Source organism: Burkholderia mycopellens, assembly GCF_964265025.1.
GTDB lineage: Bacteria > Pseudomonadota > Gammaproteobacteria > Burkholderiales > Burkholderiaceae > Burkholderia.
The window spans coordinates 3,308,756-3,329,835 of the sequence record NZ_OZ183802.1 but is presented as its reverse complement, the minus strand read 5'-3'; the positions used below and the strand labels follow the sequence as shown (position 1 = coordinate 3,329,835).

General features: G+C 67.3%; 19 protein-coding genes. 10 read left to right on the top strand and 9 right to left on the bottom strand.

Features of this window, described 5'->3' with window-relative positions:
• Positions 1-82: 82 nt before the first annotated feature.
• The gene (locus ACPTTC_RS15520) at positions 83-280 is read right to left on the bottom strand and encodes a hypothetical protein (RefSeq protein WP_006751304.1); all 198 of its coding nucleotides are present in this window, start codon (positions 278-280) and stop codon (positions 83-85) included.
• Between the two features lie 303 nt (positions 281-583).
• Positions 584-1,363 (bottom strand): DeoR/GlpR family DNA-binding transcription regulator, encoded by a 780-nt coding sequence (locus ACPTTC_RS15515; RefSeq protein WP_006493999.1) that lies wholly within the window; start codon positions 1,361-1,363, stop codon positions 584-586.
• Between the two features lie 222 nt (positions 1,364-1,585).
• Between ACPTTC_RS15515 and ACPTTC_RS15510 the strand changes: the two genes are divergently transcribed.
• From ACPTTC_RS15510 to ACPTTC_RS15500, 3 genes are all read left to right on the top strand, one after another.
• Positions 1,586-3,226: a gamma-glutamyltransferase family protein gene (locus ACPTTC_RS15510; RefSeq protein WP_423392984.1), complete on the top strand. Its 1,641-nt coding sequence runs from the start codon at positions 1,586-1,588 to the stop codon at positions 3,224-3,226.
• A 327-nt stretch (positions 3,227-3,553) separates the two neighbouring features.
• Complete coding sequence (locus tag ACPTTC_RS15505) at positions 3,554-4,381, top strand: ferritin-like domain-containing protein (RefSeq protein WP_011353107.1); 828 nt, start codon at positions 3,554-3,556, stop codon at positions 4,379-4,381.
• A gap of 70 nt (positions 4,382-4,451) precedes the next feature.
• A complete protein-coding gene (locus ACPTTC_RS15500; RefSeq protein ID WP_423392983.1) occupies positions 4,452-4,958 on the top strand; it encodes a hypothetical protein in 507 nt (168 codons plus the stop codon).
• On the opposite strand, the gene ACPTTC_RS15495 is transcribed toward ACPTTC_RS15500, so the two are convergent.
• The 3 genes from ACPTTC_RS15495 to ACPTTC_RS15485 form a co-directional block, all read right to left on the bottom strand.
• Entirely contained in the window at positions 4,952-6,430 is a 1,479-nt protein-coding gene (locus ACPTTC_RS15495; protein ID WP_423392982.1) for a DEAD/DEAH box helicase, read from the bottom strand. The two genes, ACPTTC_RS15500 and ACPTTC_RS15495, sit on opposite strands and share 7 nt — an antisense overlap.
• A gap of 127 nt (positions 6,431-6,557) precedes the next feature.
• Complete coding sequence (locus ACPTTC_RS15490) at positions 6,558-7,856, bottom strand: c-type cytochrome (protein WP_423392981.1); 1,299 nt, start codon at positions 7,854-7,856, stop codon at positions 6,558-6,560.
• 19 nt (positions 7,857-7,875) lie between these two features.
• On the bottom strand, positions 7,876-8,640 hold the full coding sequence (locus ACPTTC_RS15485; RefSeq protein WP_175956418.1) for a c-type cytochrome: 765 nt from the start codon (positions 8,638-8,640) through the stop codon (positions 7,876-7,878).
• A 379-nt stretch (positions 8,641-9,019) separates the two neighbouring features.
• Between ACPTTC_RS15485 and ACPTTC_RS15480 the strand changes: the two genes are divergently transcribed.
• Positions 9,020-9,952: a CopD family protein gene (locus ACPTTC_RS15480; protein ID WP_423392980.1), complete on the top strand. Its 933-nt coding sequence runs from the start codon at positions 9,020-9,022 to the stop codon at positions 9,950-9,952.
• Positions 9,953-10,093: 141 nt separating this feature from the next.
• Here the strand turns inward: ACPTTC_RS15480 and dgoD are convergent, their stop codons facing one another.
• Complete coding sequence (gene dgoD / locus ACPTTC_RS15475) at positions 10,094-11,242, bottom strand: galactonate dehydratase (protein ID WP_423392979.1); 1,149 nt, start codon at positions 11,240-11,242, stop codon at positions 10,094-10,096.
• Positions 11,243-11,464: 222 nt separating this feature from the next.
• Between dgoD and ACPTTC_RS15470 the strand changes: the two genes are divergently transcribed.
• Positions 11,465-12,097, top strand: coding sequence for a FadR/GntR family transcriptional regulator (locus tag ACPTTC_RS15470; RefSeq protein ID WP_423393368.1), 633 nt, complete (start codon positions 11,465-11,467; stop codon positions 12,095-12,097).
• 49 nt (positions 12,098-12,146) lie between these two features.
• Here ACPTTC_RS15470 and ACPTTC_RS15465 read toward each other — a convergent pair whose 3' ends face one another.
• On the bottom strand, positions 12,147-15,248 hold the full coding sequence (locus ACPTTC_RS15465; RefSeq protein ID WP_423392978.1) for a transglycosylase domain-containing protein: 3,102 nt from the start codon (positions 15,246-15,248) through the stop codon (positions 12,147-12,149).
• 420 nt (positions 15,249-15,668) lie between these two features.
• Here ACPTTC_RS15465 and ACPTTC_RS15460 point away from each other — a divergent pair, with 420 nt between their 5' ends.
• Positions 15,669-16,061 carry an MAPEG family protein gene (locus ACPTTC_RS15460; protein WP_423392977.1) on the top strand — a complete coding sequence of 131 codons (393 nt, stop codon included), beginning with the start codon at positions 15,669-15,671 and terminating at the stop codon, positions 16,059-16,061.
• Positions 16,062-16,218: 157 nt separating this feature from the next.
• Positions 16,219-16,503 (top strand): PAAR domain-containing protein, encoded by a 285-nt coding sequence (locus tag ACPTTC_RS15455; RefSeq protein WP_048242675.1) that lies wholly within the window; start codon positions 16,219-16,221, stop codon positions 16,501-16,503.
• 58 nt (positions 16,504-16,561) lie between these two features.
• Here ACPTTC_RS15455 and ACPTTC_RS15450 read toward each other — a convergent pair whose 3' ends face one another.
• Both ACPTTC_RS15450 and ACPTTC_RS15445 read right to left on the bottom strand, forming a co-directional pair.
• Positions 16,562-16,873 (bottom strand): cupin domain-containing protein, encoded by a 312-nt coding sequence (locus ACPTTC_RS15450; protein WP_423392976.1) that lies wholly within the window; start codon positions 16,871-16,873, stop codon positions 16,562-16,564.
• A gap of 67 nt (positions 16,874-16,940) precedes the next feature.
• Complete coding sequence (locus tag ACPTTC_RS15445) at positions 16,941-17,624, bottom strand: DJ-1/PfpI family protein (RefSeq protein WP_423392975.1); 684 nt, start codon at positions 17,622-17,624, stop codon at positions 16,941-16,943.
• 117 nt (positions 17,625-17,741) lie between these two features.
• Between ACPTTC_RS15445 and ACPTTC_RS15440 the strand changes: the two genes are divergently transcribed.
• From ACPTTC_RS15440 to ACPTTC_RS15430, 3 genes are all read left to right on the top strand, one after another.
• Positions 17,742-18,713: a GlxA family transcriptional regulator gene (locus ACPTTC_RS15440; RefSeq protein ID WP_423392974.1), complete on the top strand. Its 972-nt coding sequence runs from the start codon at positions 17,742-17,744 to the stop codon at positions 18,711-18,713.
• Between the two features lie 179 nt (positions 18,714-18,892).
• The gene (locus ACPTTC_RS15435; protein ID WP_175956434.1) at positions 18,893-19,867 is read left to right on the top strand and encodes a LysR family transcriptional regulator; all 975 of its coding nucleotides are present in this window, start codon (positions 18,893-18,895) and stop codon (positions 19,865-19,867) included.
• 332 nt (positions 19,868-20,199) lie between these two features.
• Positions 20,200-21,024 carry a hypothetical protein gene (locus ACPTTC_RS15430; protein WP_423392973.1) on the top strand — a complete coding sequence of 275 codons (825 nt, stop codon included), beginning with the start codon at positions 20,200-20,202 and terminating at the stop codon, positions 21,022-21,024.
• Positions 21,025-21,080 lie beyond the last annotated feature (56 nt).

Sequence of the window (21,080 nt, the reverse complement as noted above, 5' to 3'; positions counted from 1 at the left end):
GCGGGGCGGCGAGCGGGAAGCAGGAATGGACGCGCCGCCCGGAATCCGGGCGGCGCGGTCAGGTTACGAGCGGTGTGGTCTTTTACGAATAGCGGTATTTGATGGATCGCAGCGCGGCGTCGCCGGTTTCGGTCACGCAGTATTTGCGCCCCGATCCGAGTCCTTCCAGACGAACGAGCTGCTGTTCGAGCAGTGCGTCGATTTCGTCCCGATCCATGTTGGTTTGATCGGGGGCGTCCTTCACAAGCAATAGCGTGGCGAATTCATGCGGACTCAGCATCGTTCTCTCCATGGCGACCAGTCAGCCCGCGCGGCCGGCGCGAAAGCCGGTGCGCGATACCCATCGGGGTATGGCTTGGGGGGAAAAGCTGCATTCGCCGGCCATGCCATTCGTCCGCGCCCTGGCACAGGCGGAACGGTCGAATGGGCCGGGGAACTGGAGTCTAGTCGAGCACGCAGCCAACGACAAATCGTGCCCCGTTAATTTTCCCTTTGACAGCCGGGCCGCGCGCAAGCGGTTTGCTCGCGACGCCAACTTCTTGATTTCACTTGAAGTTCAGGGTGCGGCGCAGCATCGGCGCCGTCACTCCGCGACGTACACCTGGGTGCCGGCGGCCGCCACGGTGTCGGCCATCTCGGGCGGCAGCGGCTTGTCGGTGAAGAGCGCGTGCACCTGGCTCAAGTGGCCCTGGCGCACCAGCGCGGGGCGGCCGACCTTCGAATGGTCGGTCACGAGATAGACGGTGCGTGCATGCTGCATGATCGCCTCGGCCACGCGCACCTCGCGCGTATCGAAGTCGCGCAGCGTGCCGTCGGCCTCGATCGCCGACGTGCCGATGATCGCGTAGTCGACCTTGAACTGGCGGATGAAGTCGATCGCGAGTTCGCCGACGATGCCCTTGTCCCACGGCCGCACGATGCCGCCCGTGATCAGCACCTCGCAGTCGGGGTAGCCGCTCATCATCGACGCGACGTTCAGGTTGTTCGTGATCACGTGCAGCCCGTGGTGGCGGTTCAGCGCACGCGCGACTTCCTCGGTGGTCGTGCCGAGGTTGATGAACAGCGAAGCCTGGTCGGGAATGTGCGACGCCGCGAGCGCCGCGATGCGCCGCTTCTCGTCGTGGAACATCCGCTGGCGTGCCGTGTACGACACGTTCTCCGAGCTGGTCGGCAGGCTGGCGCCGCCGTGGTAGCGGCGCAGCAGGTTCAGGTCGGCGAGCCAGTTCACGTCGCGGCGGATCGTCTGCGGCGTCACCGCGAAGTGTGCGGCGAGATCGTCGACGGTCACGAAGCCGTCGCGCTGCACCCATTCGAGCAATTCCTGCTGGCGCGCGTTGAGGGTGAGGCGGGGATCTCGGGTCATGGCTCGATGGTCGTGTCGTGAGACGGAGCGGGTATTGTAAGGGCGGCAACGGCGTTCGGCCGGCCCGGCCCGCATGGTCGCCCGTAATTCATGCGGAAATGGCATTGATTCATGTGATAAATGAATTTGTGCGATTGCGCCGATCGCGCTGCAATGATGGCTTGCCCGCGCACGCGGGCGCGCGTCCGGCGCGTTCATTCAGCTTTCGACGAGGTGGAATCGATGACTGGCTTCAACTGGCACAACCCGTATCCGACGACCCGCATTCCGGTGTTCGCGCGCAACGTCGTGTCGACGTCGCACCCGCTCGCCGCGCAGGCCGGGCTGCGGATGCTGTGGAAGGGCGGCAACGCGGTCGACGCGGCGCTGGCCGCCGCCGCCGCGATCACGGTCGTCGAGCCCGTGTCATGCGGGCTCGGCGGCGACGCGTTCGCGCTCGTGTGGGACGGCGAGCGGCTGTCCGGGCTGAACGCGTCGGGCGTCGCGCCGGCCGCATGGAACGTCGACTATTTCCGCAAGCGCCACGGCGAGGCGGCCAACGGCATCGCGAACAAGCCGACGCGCGGCTGGGACACCGTCACCGTGCCGGGCGTGATCGCGGGCTGGGAAGCGCTGCATGCGAAGTTCGGTTCGCTGCCGTTCGCGGACCTGCTCGAACCGGCGATCGAGATCGCGGAGCGTGGCTATGCGGTGCCGCCGATCGTCGCGCACAAGTGGGCGGCCGCGGTGCCGGAACTCGAGGGGCTGCCGGGTTTCGCGGACACCTTCATGCCGCACGGCCGCGCACCGCAGGTGGGCGAGCGCATGTGCCTGCCGGGCCATGCGCAGACGTTGCGCACGCTGCAGAAGGAAGGTGCCCGCGCGTTCTACGAAGGTGCGCTCGCCGAGCGCATCGCCGCGTTCTCCCGCGAAGGCGGTGGCGCGCTGACCGCGGCCGACCTGCATGCTTACCGGCCCGAATGGGTCGAGCCGATCGGCAAGCGCTTCGGCCGTCACACGATCCACGAGATTCCGCCGAACGGGCAGGGCATCGCCGCGCTGATCGCTCTCGGGATCGCCGAGCACGCGGGCGTGACCGAATGGCCAGTCGACTCGGCCGACTCGCAGCATCTGCAGATCGAGGCGATGAAGCTCGCGTTCGCCGATGTCTATCGCTATGTCGCCGATCCGCGCGCGATGGAAGTCACGCCCGAACAGATGCTCGACGATGCGTATCTCGCCGAACGCGCGAAGCTGATCGATCCCGCGCGTGCGACGCATTTCGGCGCCGGCCGGCCGCATTCGGGCGGCACGGTCTACCTGTCGGCGGCCGACGAGCGCGGGATGATGGTGAGCTTCATCCAGTCGAACTACATGGGCTTCGGTTCGGGGCTCGTCGTGCCCGGCACCGGCATCGCGCTGCAGAACCGCGGGCACGGCTTCTCGATGGATCCGGCCTCGCCGAACGTCGTCGCAGGCGGCAAGCGGCCGTTCCACACGATCATCCCGGCGTTCGTCACGGAGGAGGTCGATGGCCGCACCGAGGCCGTGATGAGCTTCGGCGTGATGGGCGGCGACATGCAGCCGCAAGGGCACCTGCAAACTGTCGTGCGGATGCTCGGCTACGGGCAGCAACCGCAGGCGGCCTGCGATGCGCCGCGCTGGAAGGTCAATCGCGACTTCACGCTCGACGTCGAGGCTACGATGAATCGCGCGACCGTCGATGCGCTGGCCGCACGCGGCCATACGATCAAGTCGATCGACGATCCTTACATGGATTTCGGTTCGGGGCAGTTCATCTGGCGTCTCGATCGCGACGATCGCGAGCGCGGCTACGTGGCCGCGAGCGACAGCCGGCGTGACGGTCTGGCGGCCGGTTTCTGACGGATTGCCGCCGGCCTTCGCCGGCATTTCGTGCGCTTCGCGGGCGGCCGAATGGCCGCCCGTTGCGTTTGCGGCAGCCCGTATCACCGGGCGGGCGCAAGCGGTTTGAAGGACTCGTCTAACGAACGGCAACAGACGCCGTGGAACTGCGCTTGTCGGGTATGGTCAGTGATCTGGAGCACGAACGTCAAAGTCCGGCTAAGATGCCAGCATGGTTCGGCCGGACCAATCCACTATAAACGCAAGTAAAGCGCCGCCTGCGGGTCGTTTGGCGCCTGTGCCGAAGGCATGGGCCGGCCCCCGCGCGACGACTGGGAGCGCACTACCATGGACACCAAAACGACGCATGTGATGCCGTGGCGCATCGAGGACATCGACCTGAACCGGATCGATCGTCAGCGTGCCGCCGCGAACGAGGATCTGTTGCTGCTGCTGTGCGCGTCGTCGTTCATCGAAAGCGGCTCGGATCTCTACACGAGCAATCTGAGCCAGTTCTTCAACGACGATCCGGAAGTCTCCGCATGGCTCAACAATGCATGGGAGCACGAAGAATTGCAGCACGGGCGCGCGCTGAAGGCGTACATCGCGCACGTGTGGCCGGAGTTCGACTGGGATACCGCGTTCGCGAATTTCTTCGCCGAGTATTCGAAGACCTGCAAGGTCGAGGCGTTCGAGAAGACCCGCGCGCTCGAGATGGTCGCGCGCTGCGTCGTCGAGACGGGCACGGCCACGCTCTATCGCGCGATCAACGAGTGCTCGGACGAGCCCGTGCTGAAGGAAATCACCGACAACATCCGCACGGACGAAGTGCGCCACTACAAGCACTTCTTCAAGTTCTTCAAGAAGTACAACCAGCTCGAAGGCAATGGCCGGCTCGCGGTGCTCGGCGCGCTGGCGCGCCGCGTGATGGAAATCAAGAACGAGGATTCCGAGATCGCGCTGCGCCACGTGTTCGCGGTCCGCTATCCGGATCGTGTCGGCGACAGCCAGTACAACCGTGAGCGCGCCGCGCGCATCAGCACGCTGGTGCGGCGCAACCTGTCGGCCGACATGTGCGTGAAGATGCTGCTCAAGCCGCTCGACCTGCCCGCGAAGATCCAGCCGGGCGTCCACTATCCGCTCACGAAGATCACGCGGCACGTGTTCCTGCGCTGACCACCGCGGCGCGGCCCGTCGCGCGTATGCTGCGGCTTTTTCATCCGCTCACCACCGGGGCCCCGCCATCATGACCGATACCCATCGCCACGCGCTCGAACAATGGACGTTCGATGCGTGGCCGCCGGCCGTCGTTGCGTTGTTCGACGGCACTGCGCTCGAGCGTCATGCCGACTTCGCCGCATCGCTGATCGTCGCGACCGACGACGGCCAGTTGCGCACGACGCTGCTCGGCGTCGGCGAAATCTATGCACACGATGCGCGCACGCTGCTGCTGGCGCTCTGGCCGCAATCGCGCGCGGCGCGCGCGATTGCGCAACGGCGTACGGCCGCGTTGACGCTCGTCGCGGACGGCGCGTTCTTGCAGGCGCAATTGAGGGTGGAGCCGCTCGAAGGAGACTTCGGCGGACTGGCCGGATTCGCTGCGACGATCGCGCAGGGCGATGCGCAGCGGGTGGGCTATGCGCGTCTCGCGACAGGGGTCACGTTCACGCTGGAGGGGGAGCGCGCCGCGGTGCTCGCGCGCTGGCAACGCCAGGTCGAGCACCTGCGGCGCGCAGCCGCGCGGCTTCAGTGACCGCGCTGGCCGCTGCGCGACGAACGGTTGCGGTTCGCGTGCGCGGCGTTGCCGTTTGCCGGGCGTGCGCTGTTGCCGCCGCCAGCCGGACGCCCGCCGCTGCCGCCGGCGCCGCCTTGCCCCTGCGTGCGCGGCTTCGCGGCCTTCTGCTGCGATGCCTTCGGTTGAGACGCCTTCGGTTGAGACGCCTTCGGTTGCGCGTTGCCGTCGCGTTTCGCGGCCGGCTGGCCTGAGCCGCCTGCGCGCGGCTGGCGATTGCCGCCGCCACCGCCGCCGCCGCGCGGCTGCTGCTGCCCGCGGCGCTGCTGGATCGGCTCCGGCTTCGCGTTCGGATCGGGTTCGAAGCCCGCGATCACTTCCTGCGGAATCTCGCGCTTGATCAGCCGCTCGATATCGCGCAGCAGCTGCTTTTCGTCGACGCACACGAGCGACACGGCTTCGCCGGTCGCGCCCGCGCGGCCCGTGCGGCCGATCCGGTGCACGTAGTCTTCCGGCACGTTCGGCAGGTCGAAGTTGACGACGTGCGGCAACTGGTCGATGTCGATCCCGCGCGCGGCGATATCGGTCGCGACGAGCACCTGCAGCGTGCTGTTCTTGAACTCCGCCAGCGCGCGCGTGCGGGCCGACTGGCTCTTGTTGCCGTGGATCGCCATCGCGCTGATGCCGTCCTTCGTCAGCTGCTCGGCAAGCCGGTTCGCGCCGTGCTTCGTGCGCGTGAACACGAGCACCTGGAACCAGTTGTGTTCGCGGATCAGGTGCGTGAGCAGTTCGCGCTTGCGGTCGCGGTCGACCGGGTGGATCTTCTGCGCGACGCTTTCGGCGGTCGTGTTGCGGCGTGCGACCTCGATCAGCGCGGGCGAGTCGAGCAGGCTGTCGGCGAGCGCCTTGATCTCATCGGAGAAGGTGGCCGAGAACAGCAGGTTCTGGCGCTGCGGCGGCAGCTTCGCGAGCACGCGCTTGATGTCGTGGATGAAGCCCATGTCGAGCATCCGGTCGGCTTCGTCGAGCACGAGGATGTCGAGGTCCGACAGGTCGATCGTCTTCTGCTGCATGTGATCGAGCAGGCGGCCCGGCGTCGCGACGACGATGTCGACGCCGCGCTTGAGCGCATCGATCTGCGGATTGATGCTGACGCCGCCGAACATCACGGTGGAGCGCAGCTTCAGGTACTTGCTGTACGCACGCACGCTTTCCTCGACCTGGGCGGCGAGTTCGCGCGTCGGCGTGAGGATCAGCGCGCGCACCGCGCGCTTCGCACCGCGATGCTCTGCGTAAAAAGTATGCAGGCGTTGCAGGATCGGCAGCGTGAAGCCGGCGGTCTTGCCGGTGCCCGTTTGTGCGCCGGCGAGCAGGTCGCCGCCGCCGAGGACTGCAGGGATCGCCTGCTGCTGGATCGGAGTCGGCGACGTATAGCCGAGCTCGTTGACCGCCTTGACAAGCGGTTCGGCCAGGCCGAGAGATTCGAAAGACATAGATACCACTCTTGAGTTTTATGATCGGCGACACCTCGCGCGGCCCGCGCGGGGACTGGCGTCGCAAAAAGCAAAGGGGCGCGGCTGCGGTTTCCCGCAGCCGCGCCCCGTTTGCATCACGCGTTATTTAGTCAAGCGGCGCGGAACGCAGGTCGCTCACCTGTTGCGGCGAGATCGGCGTACCGTTGTTGCCCCACGACATCCGGATATACGTTACTACGGCTGCGACTTCCTGGTTCGACAGCGACTGTGCGAACGGCGGCATCCCGTACGGACGTGGATTCTTGAACGTGCTCGGCGGATAGCCACCATTCAGCACCATGCGGATCGGGTTGACCGCCGATTCCATCACGATCGAGTGGTTGCCCGCGAGCGGCGGATACGCCGGCGGCTTGCCCGCACCGGTTGCGGCGTGGCAGGTCGCGCAGTTGTCGGCGTAGATCTTCTTGCCTTGCTCGAACAGCGCATTGCCGAACTGCTTCGACGGCTCGTACTGCATGTTCTTCGGCGCTTCAGCCTTCTGCGGGATCGACTTCAGGTACGTCGACATCGCGCGCGTATCTTCGTCGGTCATGTACTGCAGGCTGTTGTGAACCACGTCCGCCATCGGGCCGAACACGGCGCCCTTCTGCGACACGCCGGCCTGCAGCAGGTCGGACAGCTCCTGCACGTGCCAGTCGCCGAGGCCGAGTTCCTTGTCGTTCGTCAGCGACGGCGCGTACCAGTTCTGCAGCGGGATCAGGCCGCCTGCGAACGCCGACGAGTTCACCGGGCCGCCCATCATGTTGATCGACGTGTGGCACATCGAGCAGTGGCCGAGGCCTTCGACGAGGTAGGCACCGCGGTTCCATTCGACCGACTTGGTCGGATCCGGCTTGTACTCACCTTCCTTGAAGAACAGCGTGCGCCAGCCGATCAGCAGGTTGCGGTTGTTGAACGGGAACTTCAGTTCGTGCGGACGGCTCGGCACCGACACCGGCGCGACCGAGCGCAGGTAAGCGTAGATCGCGTCGGAATCCGCGCGGGTGACCTTCGTGTAGCTCGCGAACGGGAAGCCCGGGTAGAGCAGGCTGCCGTCCTTCGAACGACCGGTGTGCATCGCGCGGTAGAAGTCGTCCGACGTCCACTTGCCGATGCCGTCCTTGTCGTCCGGCGTGATGTTCGGCGTGTACATCGTGCCGAACGGCGTCGCCATCGGCAGGCCACCCGCGAACGGCTTGCCGCCGCGCACGGTGTGACACGCGATACAGTCGCCGACGCGCGCGAGGTATTCGCCCTTCTTGATCAGCGCGGCCTGGTCGGCCGGCGTGGCCGCGACGGCGGAGGCGCCGTGCAGCGTGTCGTTGCCCGGCCACAGGACCGGCACGAGGGCGGCAGCCGCGACGATCGCGACGGCCGAGAGTGCAAACAGGGACTTGCGTTTCATTGTGTCTGTCTCCCTTGCCTTATTGCGGTTCGCTGCCGCAGGCGAGCGGAGTCTTCATCGAACGCGCCGGAGCCGGCACGGGGTTGGCGGGCGCCGGTTGCGCGGCGAGCCATGCGGTCACGGCCGTCACGTCTTCGTCGGAAAGCTTCGACGCGATGTCGTGCATGCAATCGGGCGCCTTCGCATGGCGGTTGCCCGAGCGCCATGCGCCGAGCTGCGCGCTCAGGTAATCGGCGTGCAGGCCGACGAGGCCCGGGATCGCCGGCTGCATGCCGGTCAGCCCTGCGCCGTGGCAGGCCACGCAGGCCGGCAGCTTGCGGGACGGGTCGCCCTGCGTGACGAGCTGCTTGCCGCGTGCGAGCGTCGCGGCCGGCAGCGTCGGCTTCGCCGGCGTCGGGTACGGCGGACGTTCGGCCGAGAAGTGCTCGGCGATTTCCTTCAGGTAATCGTCGTTCAGGTACGTCAGCAGGTAGTTCATCGGCGGGTACTTGCGCCGGCCGTCACGGAAGTTGACGAGCTGGTTGTACAGGTACTCGGCCGGTTTGCCGGCAAGACGCGGGAAGTAGTCGTTGTCCGTGCCCTGGCCATGGACGCCGTGGCAGGCCGTACAGCCGCGCACGCGCTCGGCCATGGTATCGGGTGCCTTGAGCGGCGCCTGCTGGGCGTGCGCTTGCTCCGTGGGCTTGGTCTGCGCTTGGGCAGCGCTCATAAGGCCCGCGCCGCCGAACATCAGAACGGCGAGCAGCGGACGGAAGAGGCGTCTTGAAGACACACGAGACTCCATGTTTATTCGACGGGGACCTGTTGTCCGGGCTACGATCGGCTCGGCGCATGACGGCAGGGCAGCCGGGCTGCTGCGACGCGGCATTCTATCATCGATGGGTAATGACGGCTATTTGGCAAAAGGACATCGGTTCCTGTCCGTTTGCGACTTGCGACAATTTGACGCGCATTGCGACGCGTCGGTGTGAACCGGCGTGCGTTTTCACCATCGAAGACCGTACACTCGCGGGTCGCGCGGCGCCGCCTCCGCCGCAGGTCCAGTCATTTCTCCCGTTTCCGGATTCATCGATGACGTTTTCTACCGTGCCGTTGCCTTCCTCACGCTGTCCGTCCCGTTGCCGCCGCTTCGTCGGCCTGCCGCTTTCGGGAGGGTGTGCGCGATGAAGTTCGACAGCTTGTGGGTCGGTCAGGTCGCGCTCGCGGCGCTGATGGACGCCGCGTTCGCGATGGCGGTCGGCTCGGCGCTGCTCAAGGCATGGCTCGGCAAGGACGGTGCACGTCCGGTCGTCGCGCCGTCGCATCCCGCGTGGCTGCGCGCGCAACATTCGCTGGTCGCGGCGGTGCTGGCGCTGGTACTCGCGGATCTCGGCTGGCTCGTCTACGAGGCCGCGACGATGAGCGGGGCGGGGCTCGGCGGCGCGTTCGCCGCGATTCCAGTCATGCTGACGCAGACGCATACGGGCTTCGCATGGAGCGTCGCGTTCGCCGGCGCCGTGGTGCTCGCGATCGTCTCGCTCGCGAAGCCGGAGGGCCCGGTTGCACACGCGGTGCTGTGGCTCGCGGTGATCGTGGTCGCGGCCGGCAAGGCGTCGCTCGGCCACGCGGCCGATACGGGTGCGCTGTCCGCCGCGGTCGGCGTGCAGACGCTGCACCTGCTCGCGACGGCCGTGTGGGGCGGCCTCGTGCTCGCGGGCGGGCTCGCGGTGCTGCCGGCGCTCGGTTCGTCGGTCGCGCGTGGTGCGCTGATCCGCATCGGCCAGCACCTGTCGCGTACGTCGATCGTCGCGGTCGTCTTCGTGCTCGGCACCGGCGCGCTCAACGCGATCCGCGGGCTCGGCGGTTCGCTCGCGCCGCTCGACGGCAGCACGTGGGGGCGCGTGTTGCTGCTGAAGCTGCTGCTCGTCGCGCTTGCGCTCGTGCTCGGCGGCCTGAACCGCTTCGCGGCGCTGCCGCGCCTGCGCCGCACCGCATCGACCGAGGATGCGCACACGTTCCGCAATATCCTGCATCTCGAAGCGCTGACGATGATCGGCGTGTTCGTCGCGGCCGCCGTGCTGTCGTTCAGCGTGCCGGGGTTCGCGGCCCTCGGCTGACGGCAGGGCTTGTGCGGCGCGGCGCAAGGCCGCCGTCCCGCACCCGACACGTGCCGGAGGTCGCCCTGCGCATGCAAGAACGGCTGCCTGTCGGGCAGCCGTTCTCGAATCGATACTTGCCGCGCGCGCCGCGCATCGCGTTCACCACTCGGCGACGCTGCCGTCCGCGTGACGCCACACCGGGTTGCGCCAGCGGTGCCCCGTCTTCGCCATCTCGCGCACCTTCTCCTCGTTCACGTCGATGCCGAGCCCCGGGCCCTGCGGGATCGCGACGAAGCCGTCCTCGTAGCGGAACACCTCGGGGTTGCGCAGATAGTCGAGCAGGTCGTTGCCCTGGTTGTAGTGGATGCCGAGGCTCTGCTCCTGGATGAACGCGTTGTAGCTGACCGCGTCGAGCTGCAGGCACGCGGCGAGTGCGATCGGGCCGAGCGGGCAGTGCAGCGCGAGCGCGACGTCGTAGCTCTCCGCGAGCGTCGCGATCTTGCGGCACTCGGTGATGCCGCCCGCGTGCGACGCGTCGGGCTGGATGATGTCGACGTAGCCGCCTGCAAGGATGTGCTTGAAATCCCAGCGCGAGTAGAGCCGCTCGCCGAGCGCGATCGGCGTGTTGGTCTGGTTGACGATGTCGCGCAGCGCCTCGGCGTTTTCCGACAGCACCGGCTCCTCGATGAACATCAGCTTGTACGGGTCGAGCTCCTTCGCGAGCACCTTCGCCATCGGCTTGTGCACGCGGCCGTGGAAGTCGACGCCGATCCCGACGTGCGGGCCGACCGAGTCGCGCACCGCCGCGACGTTCGCGATCACCTGCTCGACCTTGTCGTAGGTATCGACGATCTGCAGTTCCTCGGAGCCGTTCATCTTCACGGCCTTGAAGCCGCGCTCGACCACCGCGCGCGCATTGTTCGCGACGTCGCTCGGCCGGTCGCCGCCGATCCATGAATACACCTTGATGCGATCGCGCACCTGGCCGCCGAGCAGTGCATGCACGGGTACGCCGTGGTGCTTGCCCTTGATGTCCCACAGCGCCTGGTCGACGCCCGCGATCGCGCTCATCATGATCGGGCCGCCGCGGTAGAAGCCCGCGCGGTACATCACCTGCCAGTGATCCTCGATCAGCAGCGGATCGCGGCCGACGAGGTAGTCGGCCAGCTCCTGCACGGCGGCCTCGACCGTGTGTGCGCGGCCTTCGACGACCGGCTCGCCCCAGCCGATGATGCCCTCGTCGGTTTCGATCTTGAGGAACAGCCAGCGCGGCGGGACGACGAAGGTTTCGAGGCGGGTGATTTTCACGATGCGGGTCTCCTGGATTGACCGGCGCGGGCGCTCGGGCGCAGCGCAAGGTCGCGTGCTTTCACGGTTATCCTAGCGTAGCCCGATAAAAAATAGTATTAATAGCACTATTGTGCAGATAGTGGGCAGCCGGCCCACCGGCCCACCGGGGTACCGGCATAACGGAGAACGATCATTCGACGCGACCTGCATGGAGAGACGGCCTTCCGGCTTGCGACGGCGATCCTGCGCGGCGACTACCCGCCCGAATCGCTGCTGCCGAGGGAGCCCGACCTGATGGAGATGTACGGCGTGAGCCGCACGGTGATGCGCGAGGCGCTGCGTACGCTCACGTCGAAGGGGCTCGTCGAGTCGCGGCCGAAGATCGGCACGCGCGTGCGGCCGCGCGGCGTGTGGAACCTGCTCGATGCCGACCTGCTCGACTGGTACGCGCGTGTCGCGCCGCCGCTCGCGTTCGCGCTGAAGCTGCAGGAGATGCGCGAGATGGTCGAGCCGTACGCGGCCGCGCTCGCCGCGCGCATGCATACGCCGGACACGTTCGACGCGATCGACGACGCGGCGCGTGCGATGGCCGCCGCGCGCAACGTCGACGAATGGGTGCGCGCCGACCTGCGCTTTCACCTGGGCGTGCTCGAGGCCGGCGGCAACGAGCTGCTGGTGCCGCTCGGCACGCTGATCGATCGCACGCTCGAGGCGCAACTGCATCTGAATGCACGCCGCGCGGACGTGTACAACGCGTCGCTCGCCGAGCACAAGGCCGTCAGCGACGCGATCCGCGTGCGCGACGAGGAGGGGGCGCGCCGCGCGATGGCGGCGCTGCTCGCGGTGACGCGCGCACGGATCGAGATGTCCTGACCGGGAGGGGCGTTTTCCCTGGTTTGGGCAGGGCCCCGACGCGCGGCCGTCAGGACGGTTGTGCGGCAGCGGCACCCGGCGCGGGCGTTTCCGCCTGCGGGGCGGGGCCCGCGGTGCGCGCGCCGGCCGGGCGTTCGATCAGCGGCGCGAGCGCCGGGGCCATCGACTTCAGCAACTGCACGGCCATCGCGCTCGTGAAGTCGTAGCGCGCCGCATACGGCTCGTGCGCCGTTGCGGTCAGGACCCCGAAGAACCGGTCGCCGAGCACGAACACGAAGGTGCCGCTGCGGTTCACCTTGCGCGATTCGATCAGCCGCGCGCCGCGCGCATAGACGTTGAAGCGCTGGTCGCCGGTCCCCGTCTTGCCGTACACGTCGAGCGTCTTGCCGTCGGGCAGCGTGAAGCCACCCGCGAGGCGGCGCGCGGTGCCGTTGAGCACGACGTCGCGCAGCAGCGTGTGCGCCACGTTGACGATCTCCGGCGACAGCATCGGCTGCGGCTGGGCGACCGCGCGCACGAAGCGCGTTTCATACGGCGTGCCCTTCGCGAAGTCGAGGCGCGTGATCGTCTCGGTCGGCGCTTTCTGGCCGCCGTTTGCGATCAGGCCGATCAGTTTCGCGAGTGCGTCGGGCTGGTCGCCCGAGGCGCCAATCGCGGCCGCGTACGACGGCGTGACTTCCGCGAACGGATAGCCGAGCGCGCGCCACGACTTCGTGATTTCCGCGTATGCGCGCAGCTCGACCATGCGGCGGATGCGGCGGTCCTGGGTCGCGTGGTAGCGCGTCTTGTACAGCCACGAGTACGTGTAGAAACGCGCATCGCGGCTGTCGCGCTGGACGTCGGCGAGCGACGCCGCCGGGTGCGCGCGCAGGTAGTTGAGGGTCCACAGCGCGAGCGGATGCACGCTCGCGATGTAGCCGCGATCGTTGAGGTTGAAGCGGTCGATCGCGTACTTCGCGTAAAGCCTGGCGAGGTCGTCGTCGGACAGCGTCGCGGCGGGCGTGCCCTTCAGTTGCACGCGCATCTGCGCGTCGAACCACGCGAGCGATTCGTTCGGCGCGACGCTGCGCAGCACCGTCGCGATCTTCGGCGGCGACTTGCGCACGTCCTTCAGCAGCAGCGCGAGCGCATCATCGGGCGCCTTGCCCGCATAGCGCGTGTAGTAGCGCTTCACGTAGACCTGGCTTTCGCCGTCGACGAACTGCCGCAGGTAATGCTGGCGCTGCTCGGGATCGCCGAGCCACGACGACGACGGGCCGGCCGCCTGCAACATCTCGTAGTGGACGATGTCGCGCATCAGCCGCACGAACACGAGGTTCACCGAGTGCTCGAACGCCGTGTGCAGCGTCATGATGCGGCCGTTGTCCGACTTCTCGAAGTTCGAGAATACCTGCGCGCCGCCGCCCGTGTAGAACACGTCGGGGCTTGCCGAATACTTGCGTTCGACGGCCGCGTCGAGCATCGCCTGCAGCGAGCGGTCGCGCGTATGCGACAGGTAGTCGAGCGCCCAGTGCGACAGCCCGTCGATCGGGTCGGGCTTCACGCGGGCCAGTTCCGTGTTCGACAGGTTCGCGTAACGCGCATGCAGGTCGGACACGATCTGCAGGTAGGTGATCAGCGTACGCAGCTTCGCGGTCGAGCCGAGGTTGATGCGGCCGCCGCGATTGACGTCGAACGGCTCGTTCACGCTGTCGGTCTGCACGCGCAGCAGGTTTGCGCCGTTGCGGTGTTCGTACAGCGTGAAGCTGTACGTGAGGTGCGACGGGTCGTCCTTCGGCGCGAGCATCTCGAAGCCATACAGGCCGGCTGCCTGCGCGCCGGCGCGTGTCGACGCCTGGGCGAGCCGTTCGGCGACCGCCTGCTGCACGCCGTTGTCGAGCGTGCTGGTCGCCTGCAGGTCGAACTGGTCGAGCTGGTACAGGTCGCTGATGCCGAGCGCCGACAGCAGCGACGCGCGAGCGGACGTCACGGCCTTGCGCGACACGAACGACTGTACGTGCGCGACGGCCGGCGGCGCGCTGCGTTCGATCTTCGCGTCAAGCGCGGCGTCGCGCAGCGCGGGCGAGATCACGCCGCCGTTCGACAGCAGCCGCAGGTAGCTGTCGGTCAGCTTCTGCAGCGCCGGATAGCCGCGGTTGAGGAAGTATGACGGCGCGCGCTGCGCGATGATCAGCGACAGCACTTCGCGGAACGTCTTGCCTTGTTCGTCGACGTTGTCGCCGGTCGTCGGCGCGGACAGGATCCGGTTCGCTTCGTTGAAGTCGCGGCCGTACCACGCGGCGAGACCGTCGCCGATGCCGGTGATTTCGCCGATATGCGGCCGTGCGGCGAGCGGTACCGAGTTCAGGTAGCGCACGACGATGGTGCGGCGCGCGAGCATCGTCTGCGGGCCGTTCAGGTACGCGCGCACCGATGCGGACGCGATCTGCCGCAGCTTCTCGGGCGGCGTCGCGGTGCGGCCCTCGGGCGAATGGCGGAACTTCTCGATCTGCGTCGCGAGCGTGCTGCCGCCCGGGCGCGCCTGATGGCGGTTGACGACGTGCAGCGCCTGGTCGGCCAGCGCGCGGCTGAAACGCCCCCAGTCGATCGCCGGGTTGCGGTTCGGCTCGTTCGCGTCGAGCAGGTAGCGATCCTCGATGAACAGCAGCGAATCGGTGACCACGCGCGGCACCATGTCGAAGTCGGCGTAGACGCGCTGCGGGAACACGGTCGCGAACAGCGGCGCGCCGGTCGAGTCGAACAGCATCAGGCCGGCCTGGTCCTTCTCTTCGAACGGGAGGAACAGCCCGCGATCGCCGAGCGACAGCATTCGCTGCGAATCGCGCGCCTGCTTGCCGACGACGAAGCCGCGCGCGAGCAGCCGCTCCTGGAATGCCGGAATCATCGCGTAGCCGAGGCGCTGGTCGTACGGGCCGTTCGCGGGAAAGCGGATGTGATCGCTCGGGCCCGTCTCGACCGTGTAGCCGACGTCGCGGGTGAGCTCGGACAGGTAGCGCGCCTGCAGCCGGGACGTTTCGATCTCGCTCTGCACGAGTCGCGCAACGATCGCCAAGGCGATCAGCAGCGCGGCCAGCAAAGACCACTTGACCCACGTCCAGACCGATGCGGGACCGGTCACGCGCGGCAGGATACGATTCAGCGGCCGATTCATGGCGGCGTCTCCCTGAAGGCGCGGGCTCCGGCCGCACCCCATTAAGGATTAGTGTAGTCCTCCGCAGCGGGCTGCCAAGGGCGTTCACTACCGAGATGCGTCGCCGCAACGGGCGTGCCTGCGACGCGCTGTAACCCGCGTTGCGTTGCGGTGGCGCATGCGGTCGCAGCGTAACGTTTGCGCGTGCCGTGCCGGGTCACCCGGATGGCGGGTGTGTCGGCGGGCAGGCCCGAACGGCCGGGCAGGCGGGCAATGCACCGGTTTCGTGCGGGGCGGCGCCGCGACAATTAGGATCGGAACCCGACCGTAAAATTGTGTCCGGCGAGCGATGCTGCTGCGGGTTTCCGTGATAGCCGCGCGTGTCGGCCACGGGTACGACCGCCGGATGTGCCGCGCATGTCCGCTTTTGCCGGGAGTCCCATGCCGATCCATCCCGTCGCGCTTGGTTGTACGGCCACCCTTGGGCTGCTGCTGTTCGGGCTCGGGCTCGTCGTCTCCGCCACGCGCTTCCGGTGCACCACCGGTTGCGGATGTGCGCCCGATCCGACGAACGGGTTGCACAAGATCGTGCGCGCGCACGGCAACACGGCCGAATACGCGCCGTTTCTCGCGGTGCTGTTTCTCTACTTCGGCACACACGATCCATCGCGCGCGATCCTGGCACTGATCGTCGCGGCGACCGCGTGCCGTTGCCTGCTCGTGATCGGCTTGCTCGCGTGGCCGACGATGGCCAGCCCGAATCCCGTGCGTTTCGTCGGCGCGCTCGGCACATATCTGTGCGGTGCTGCGCTGTGTATCGCGTTATTCGTCTGAACGGCGGCTCGCGTCGCCATACGGCATGGGTCCTGATCCGGTGGAGCGGCTGCGGCGGGCGGTGATATGCTCGCGGGACGCCCGCGACCGACGGGCGGATTCCGACTGCCTGCGCGCTGCCGCGTTGCACGGCATTTCCGAGGGAAGAACCGACAACATGAGCCGCAAATTCATTCTGAAGGGCGACACGACCGACCACGGCGGCGTCGTGCTCGAAGGGATTGCCAATTCGTCGTTCGACGGACGCGAACTCGCCTATCTCGGCGCACCGGTGTTCTGCGCCGCCTGCAAGTCGCCGGGCGTGATCGTGTCCGACGGCGGCGAGCGGACGATGACCGTGATGGGCAAGGTCGTCGCGCTCGAACACGACCTGTGCCAATGCCTGTGCACGCCGCAGCCGAAACTGATCGCGTCGCAGGCCACCGGGACGATCACCGGATGAAACCCGCCGCGCGGAGGCGGTTGCCATCCGCGCGGCATCGACACCCGGCCGCCGGCCGTCAGACGCTGCCTTCGGTTTCGATCACGAGGATGCGGGCTTCCCCGAGCGGATGCGCGACGTGCTCGGTGCCGGCCGACGCGTGGAACACGTCACCCGTTTCGAGCACCGTCGCGTGCTCGGCACCTGCTTTGCGATAGCGCATCTCGACGCGACCGTCGAGCACCGCGAACACTTCCTCGCCGTCGTTCACGTGCCACCGATACGGCTGGTCGGTCCAGTGCAGGCGGACCGTGATGCCGTTCAGGTTCGCGATGTCGAGCGCGCCCCACGCGCCGTCCGCGGTGAACGCGGCGCTGCGGATGATGTTCATCGATGTGTTCTCCGGCGCGGATGCGCGTCGTCTTCCCGTCTTCCAGTCGATTTTCCGGCGTCCGCATTCAGCGCGACATCGCGCGCAGCGCCTGTTCGATCGTCGCCTTGCGCTTTGCGAAGCCGGCCGCCGAACGTTCGGTGACGCGCTTCACGATCGCTGCCGGTGCCGTGTCGGGCGAACCGGCGTCGAAGGGCGGCGCGGGGGCGTATTCGAGCTGCAGCTGGATCGCCTGCGCTGCTTCTTCGCCGGCCAGTTCCGCGGCGATCGTCAATGCGAAGTCGATGCCGGCCGTGACGCCGCCGCCCGTGATCAGGTTGCCGTCGCGCACCACGCGCTCGTGCACCGGCACCGCGCCGAGCGGTTCGAGCAGCGAGTGGAACGCCCAGTGCGTCGTCGCACGCTGCCCGCGCAGCAGGCCGGCAACGCCCAGCAGCAGCGCACCCGTGCAGACCGACGTCACGTAGCGCGCGGCGGCCGCGCGCTGCTGCACGAACGCGATCGTTTCGGCATCGAGCAGCAGTTCGTTGATCCCGATCCCGCCCGGAATGCAGATCACGTCGAGCGGCGGGCAGTCGTCGAACGTGCAGGTCGGCGCGAGCGCGAGCCCGCTGCTCGACGCGACGGTGTCGCGCGACTTCCAGATCAGATGAACGGTTGCGTCGGGCAGCGAAGCGAGCACGTCGTGCGGGCCGGTGAGATCGAGTTGCTGGACGCCCGGGAACACGAGAAAGCCGATATGCACGGTCATGCGAAGACTCCTATTGGAAGGGGAACGGGCCGTAGCCGGTACGGGATGGACAGACCGATTCTAGGCGCGTAGTGTTTGGCGAAATTGCCATATCACCCACGTTTTCAGCCAATCGCCATGCCTGCCGCCCCGCGTTCGATCCTGGTCCTCGCGTTCCCTCGTACACAGCTGCTCGACGTGTCGGGGCCGCTGCAGGTGTTTGCGTCCGTCAACGAGCTGGCGCAGGAGCGCGGCCAGCCGGCGCCGTATGCGCCGCGCGTCATCGCGGCCGAGGCGGGGCCCGTCGAGACGTCGTCGGGCCTGGTCGTGATGGCGCAATCGCTGCGCTCGGCTCCGCGCCATCCCGACACGCTGATCGTCGCCGGCGGCAAGGGCGTGCATGCGGCATCCAGGGATGCGCGGCTGGTGCGCTGGGTGCGGCAGCAGGCGGCGCGCACACGGCGCGTGGCATCGGTCTGCACGGGCGCGTTCCTGCTCGCCGAGGCTGGCCTGCTCGACGGACGGCGTGCGGTCACGCACTGGGCGCGCTGCGATGAATTCGCGGCGCGCTATCCGAACGTGCGCGTCGAATCCGATCCGATCTTCATCCGCGAAGGCGCGTTGTGGACCTCGGCCGGCGTGACGGCCGGCATCGATCTCGCGCTCGCGCTGGTCGAGGAGGATCTCGGGCGGGCGACCGCCCTCGACGTCGCGCGCGAACTCGTCGTGTTCCTGAAGCGCCCGGGCGGGCAGGCGCAGTTCAGCACGATGCTCTCGATGCAGCGCACCGACGACCGGTTCGGCGAACTGCACGCATGGATGGCCGAGCACCTGACGGCCGACCTGTCGGTGCCCGCGCTGGCCGAGCGCGTGCGCATGAGCGAGCGCAGCTTCGTGCGCCACTACCGAGCCGGAACCGGCCGCACGCCCGCGCGCGCGGTCGAGCAGATCCGCGTCGAGGCCGCGCAGCGCCTGCTCGGCGAAACGGCATGGCCCGTCAAGCGAATTGCCGCGCGCTGCGGCTTCGGCTCGGAGGAGACGCTGCGACGCTGTTTCGTGCGCGTGCTGGGCGTGTCGCCGCAGGGGTATCGCGAGCGATTCGTGCGGTAACGCGCGGCGTGCGGCTGTGATCGGGCCGGAACGATCGCCGCGTGGAACTGAACGGAAATCGATCGCTTTCCAGTCCGAAACGCCGAAATTATTCGGGATCGGATAACAATGGGTGGGGGCTTGTGCCGTGCCCGTCGCGCGCTCTATTCTGTTCCGTTGGCGATTCGAAGGGGGGCAGCATGGACCGAATCCAGGCAATGGAAGTTTTTACCCGCGTGGTCGACGCGAACAGCTTCACGCGGGCGGCCGACACGCTCGCGATGCCGCGCGCGTCGGTGACGACCATCATCCAGAACCTCGAGGCGCTGCTCGGCGTGCGCCTGATGCACCGCACGACGCGCAGGCTGTCGCTGACGCCGGAAGGCGCGGCGTACTACGAGCATTGCATGAAGATCATCTCGGAGATCGCGGAGGCCGACGCAAGTTTCCAGACCGGCAACCGCAAGCCGAGCGGCGTGCTGCGCGTCCACATGCCGAGTTCGCTCGGGCGGCGCGTCGTGCTGCCGTCGCTGTCGATTTTCCGGCAGCGCTACCCGGACATCACGCTCGAACTGGGGCTCTCCGATCGTTACGTGGATCCGATCGAGGAAGGCATCGACTGCATGATCCGGGTCGGGCCGCTCGAGGATTCGTCGATGGTCGCGCGGCGGATCGGGATGCTCAAGCGCGTGACCTGCGCGTCGCCCGATTACCTCGCGCGTCACGGCGAGCCGCACGAGATTGCCGATCTCGCCGAACATCATGCGGTGAATTTTCGATCGAGCCACGGCGCGCGGCCGATTCCGTGGGTGTTCATGATCGACGGCAAGCCGTTCGAGGTGCGGATGAACGGGGGCGTCACGGTCAACGATTCGGATGCCTATGTGACGTGCGGGCTCGAAGGGTTCGGGATGATCCAGCCGACGCTGTTCATGGTGCTGCCGAACCTGCTCGACGGCTCGCTGGTCGAGGTGCTGCCGGACTGCAATCCGAAGCCGAAGCCGATTTCCATCGTCTATCCGCACAACCGGCATCTGTCGCAGAAGGTACGCGTGTTCGCCGACTGGATCGCGGAGGTGTTCGAGTCGACGCCGTCGCTGGAAGGTGGGGAGAACTGGCGCGGGCGGGTGGAGGCGCAGGCGGCGAAGCTGCAGAGAGGGGCGGTGGCGGCGTGAAGTGCCACATGACGTGCAGCGAACGCACCGGAGGGCATGCGTGCGCCTCGATGCGCAGAAGCAAGGCGATGGTGATGCGGCCAGGTACGGGCGCGACATGCGTCGTGCCCGGCCGCGCATGCAGATGGGAGGGTTCGCGACTCGGACGATCTGCCGTTTGACCGATGTTGCGACTTTCTCGACACATCTTCCGCTCGGCGATCCCGCCCGAAACGGTTGAGCCCCTGACAACCCCGACAGTTATCTTTTAAACGACGGATTCGTTCAATTCGCGCAGCGGCTTTCCGCATGCGGTGGAGAGGCCGCGGCCGAGATGACTGCGGCGACAAGAAATGCTTGCGACTACCGGGGGAACCGTGTCGAAGTCGATGACGATCGTTCGACGTCTCGCGTGCCTGTTGTGCGCGCTGGCGCTCGGTGCATGCTCGAAAGACTGTAGCAACATCCTTTCCGGTAATCATTCGACGGCGTGCGATCTTGCGTGGGGAGCCGCGATGGTGGTCGTCACACCCTATGCGCTGGTGTCCAACGCAATCGACGAGCACCGGCAAAATGCGCGTGAAGAGGAAACCTGGAAGCGGTGGAAAGCGGGCGATCCCCCGGTCGTTGCGGAATGCGTGATCGACTGCCGGTTACCGTTGCATGTGACTCAGTCCACGTCGGGCGAGTTTGAGCAGCTCTTCGCTCGCAGTCTCGATCAGATCATCGCGTGGTGGGGCGAGCACCCGACGCCCGGCCAGCTTCCCGTCGTGGCAGTGGCCTACGAATACAAGGGGCGACGCTTGATGGAGTCGGATCCGGCTGCGGCCGAAGCCTTTCTGCGCACGGCCGCCGCCATGGTGGCCGAACCGGAAATGGCCGAAGGCCTCGAATCGGACTATTTTCCGATGGGCGTCGTATCGAACAACAAGCCGTACTACGAGAAGGCGGCGCAGGAGATCCAGGAAAGCCTGATGATCCTGCGTTTCAAAAAGAACGGCGCGGGCGCCGGCGATTTCAAGTGTCAGCCTATCGCGGCATGGCCGCCGAGTTACCCGGTGAAGCTGGATGACGCGTGCGATCACGCGTATCAGCGCCTCTATGATCCGGAATACAAGCGGCTTTTCTATACGTATCAGCGTATCGACAGCGTTTATGAGCCGGTTCGGCCGAAGTAATGTGCGCGTCTCGTCGCTGGGGCGGCGCGCCTGATTGGCCGTACGGATGGCGGCTG

Coding starts and splice junctions, on each gene's coding strand:
- ACPTTC_RS15520 (WP_006751304.1), bottom strand. CDS start 280: ATGCTGAGTCCGCATGAATTCGCCACGCTATTGCTTGTGAAGGACGCC.
- ACPTTC_RS15515 (WP_006493999.1), bottom strand. CDS start 1,363: ATGACCCGAGATCCCCGCCTCACCCTCAACGCGCGCCAGCAGGAATTG.
- ACPTTC_RS15510 (WP_423392984.1), top strand. CDS start 1,586: ATGACTGGCTTCAACTGGCACAACCCGTATCCGACGACCCGCATTCCG.
- ACPTTC_RS15505 (WP_011353107.1), top strand. CDS start 3,554: ATGGACACCAAAACGACGCATGTGATGCCGTGGCGCATCGAGGACATC.
- ACPTTC_RS15500 (WP_423392983.1), top strand. CDS start 4,452: ATGACCGATACCCATCGCCACGCGCTCGAACAATGGACGTTCGATGCG.
- ACPTTC_RS15495 (WP_423392982.1), bottom strand. CDS start 6,430: ATGTCTTTCGAATCTCTCGGCCTGGCCGAACCGCTTGTCAAGGCGGTC.
- ACPTTC_RS15490 (WP_423392981.1), bottom strand. CDS start 7,856: ATGAAACGCAAGTCCCTGTTTGCACTCTCGGCCGTCGCGATCGTCGCG.
- ACPTTC_RS15485 (WP_175956418.1), bottom strand. CDS start 8,640: ATGGAGTCTCGTGTGTCTTCAAGACGCCTCTTCCGTCCGCTGCTCGCC.
- ACPTTC_RS15480 (WP_423392980.1), top strand. CDS start 9,020: ATGAAGTTCGACAGCTTGTGGGTCGGTCAGGTCGCGCTCGCGGCGCTG.
- ACPTTC_RS15465 (WP_423392978.1), bottom strand. CDS start 15,248: ATGAATCGGCCGCTGAATCGTATCCTGCCGCGCGTGACCGGTCCCGCA.
- ACPTTC_RS15460 (WP_423392977.1), top strand. CDS start 15,669: ATGCCGATCCATCCCGTCGCGCTTGGTTGTACGGCCACCCTTGGGCTG.
- ACPTTC_RS15455 (WP_048242675.1), top strand. CDS start 16,219: ATGAGCCGCAAATTCATTCTGAAGGGCGACACGACCGACCACGGCGGC.
- ACPTTC_RS15450 (WP_423392976.1), bottom strand. CDS start 16,873: ATGAACATCATCCGCAGCGCCGCGTTCACCGCGGACGGCGCGTGGGGC.
- ACPTTC_RS15445 (WP_423392975.1), bottom strand. CDS start 17,624: ATGACCGTGCATATCGGCTTTCTCGTGTTCCCGGGCGTCCAGCAACTC.
- ACPTTC_RS15440 (WP_423392974.1), top strand. CDS start 17,742: ATGCCTGCCGCCCCGCGTTCGATCCTGGTCCTCGCGTTCCCTCGTACA.
- ACPTTC_RS15435 (WP_175956434.1), top strand. CDS start 18,893: ATGGACCGAATCCAGGCAATGGAAGTTTTTACCCGCGTGGTCGACGCG.
- ACPTTC_RS15430 (WP_423392973.1), top strand. CDS start 20,200: ATGCTTGCGACTACCGGGGGAACCGTGTCGAAGTCGATGACGATCGTT.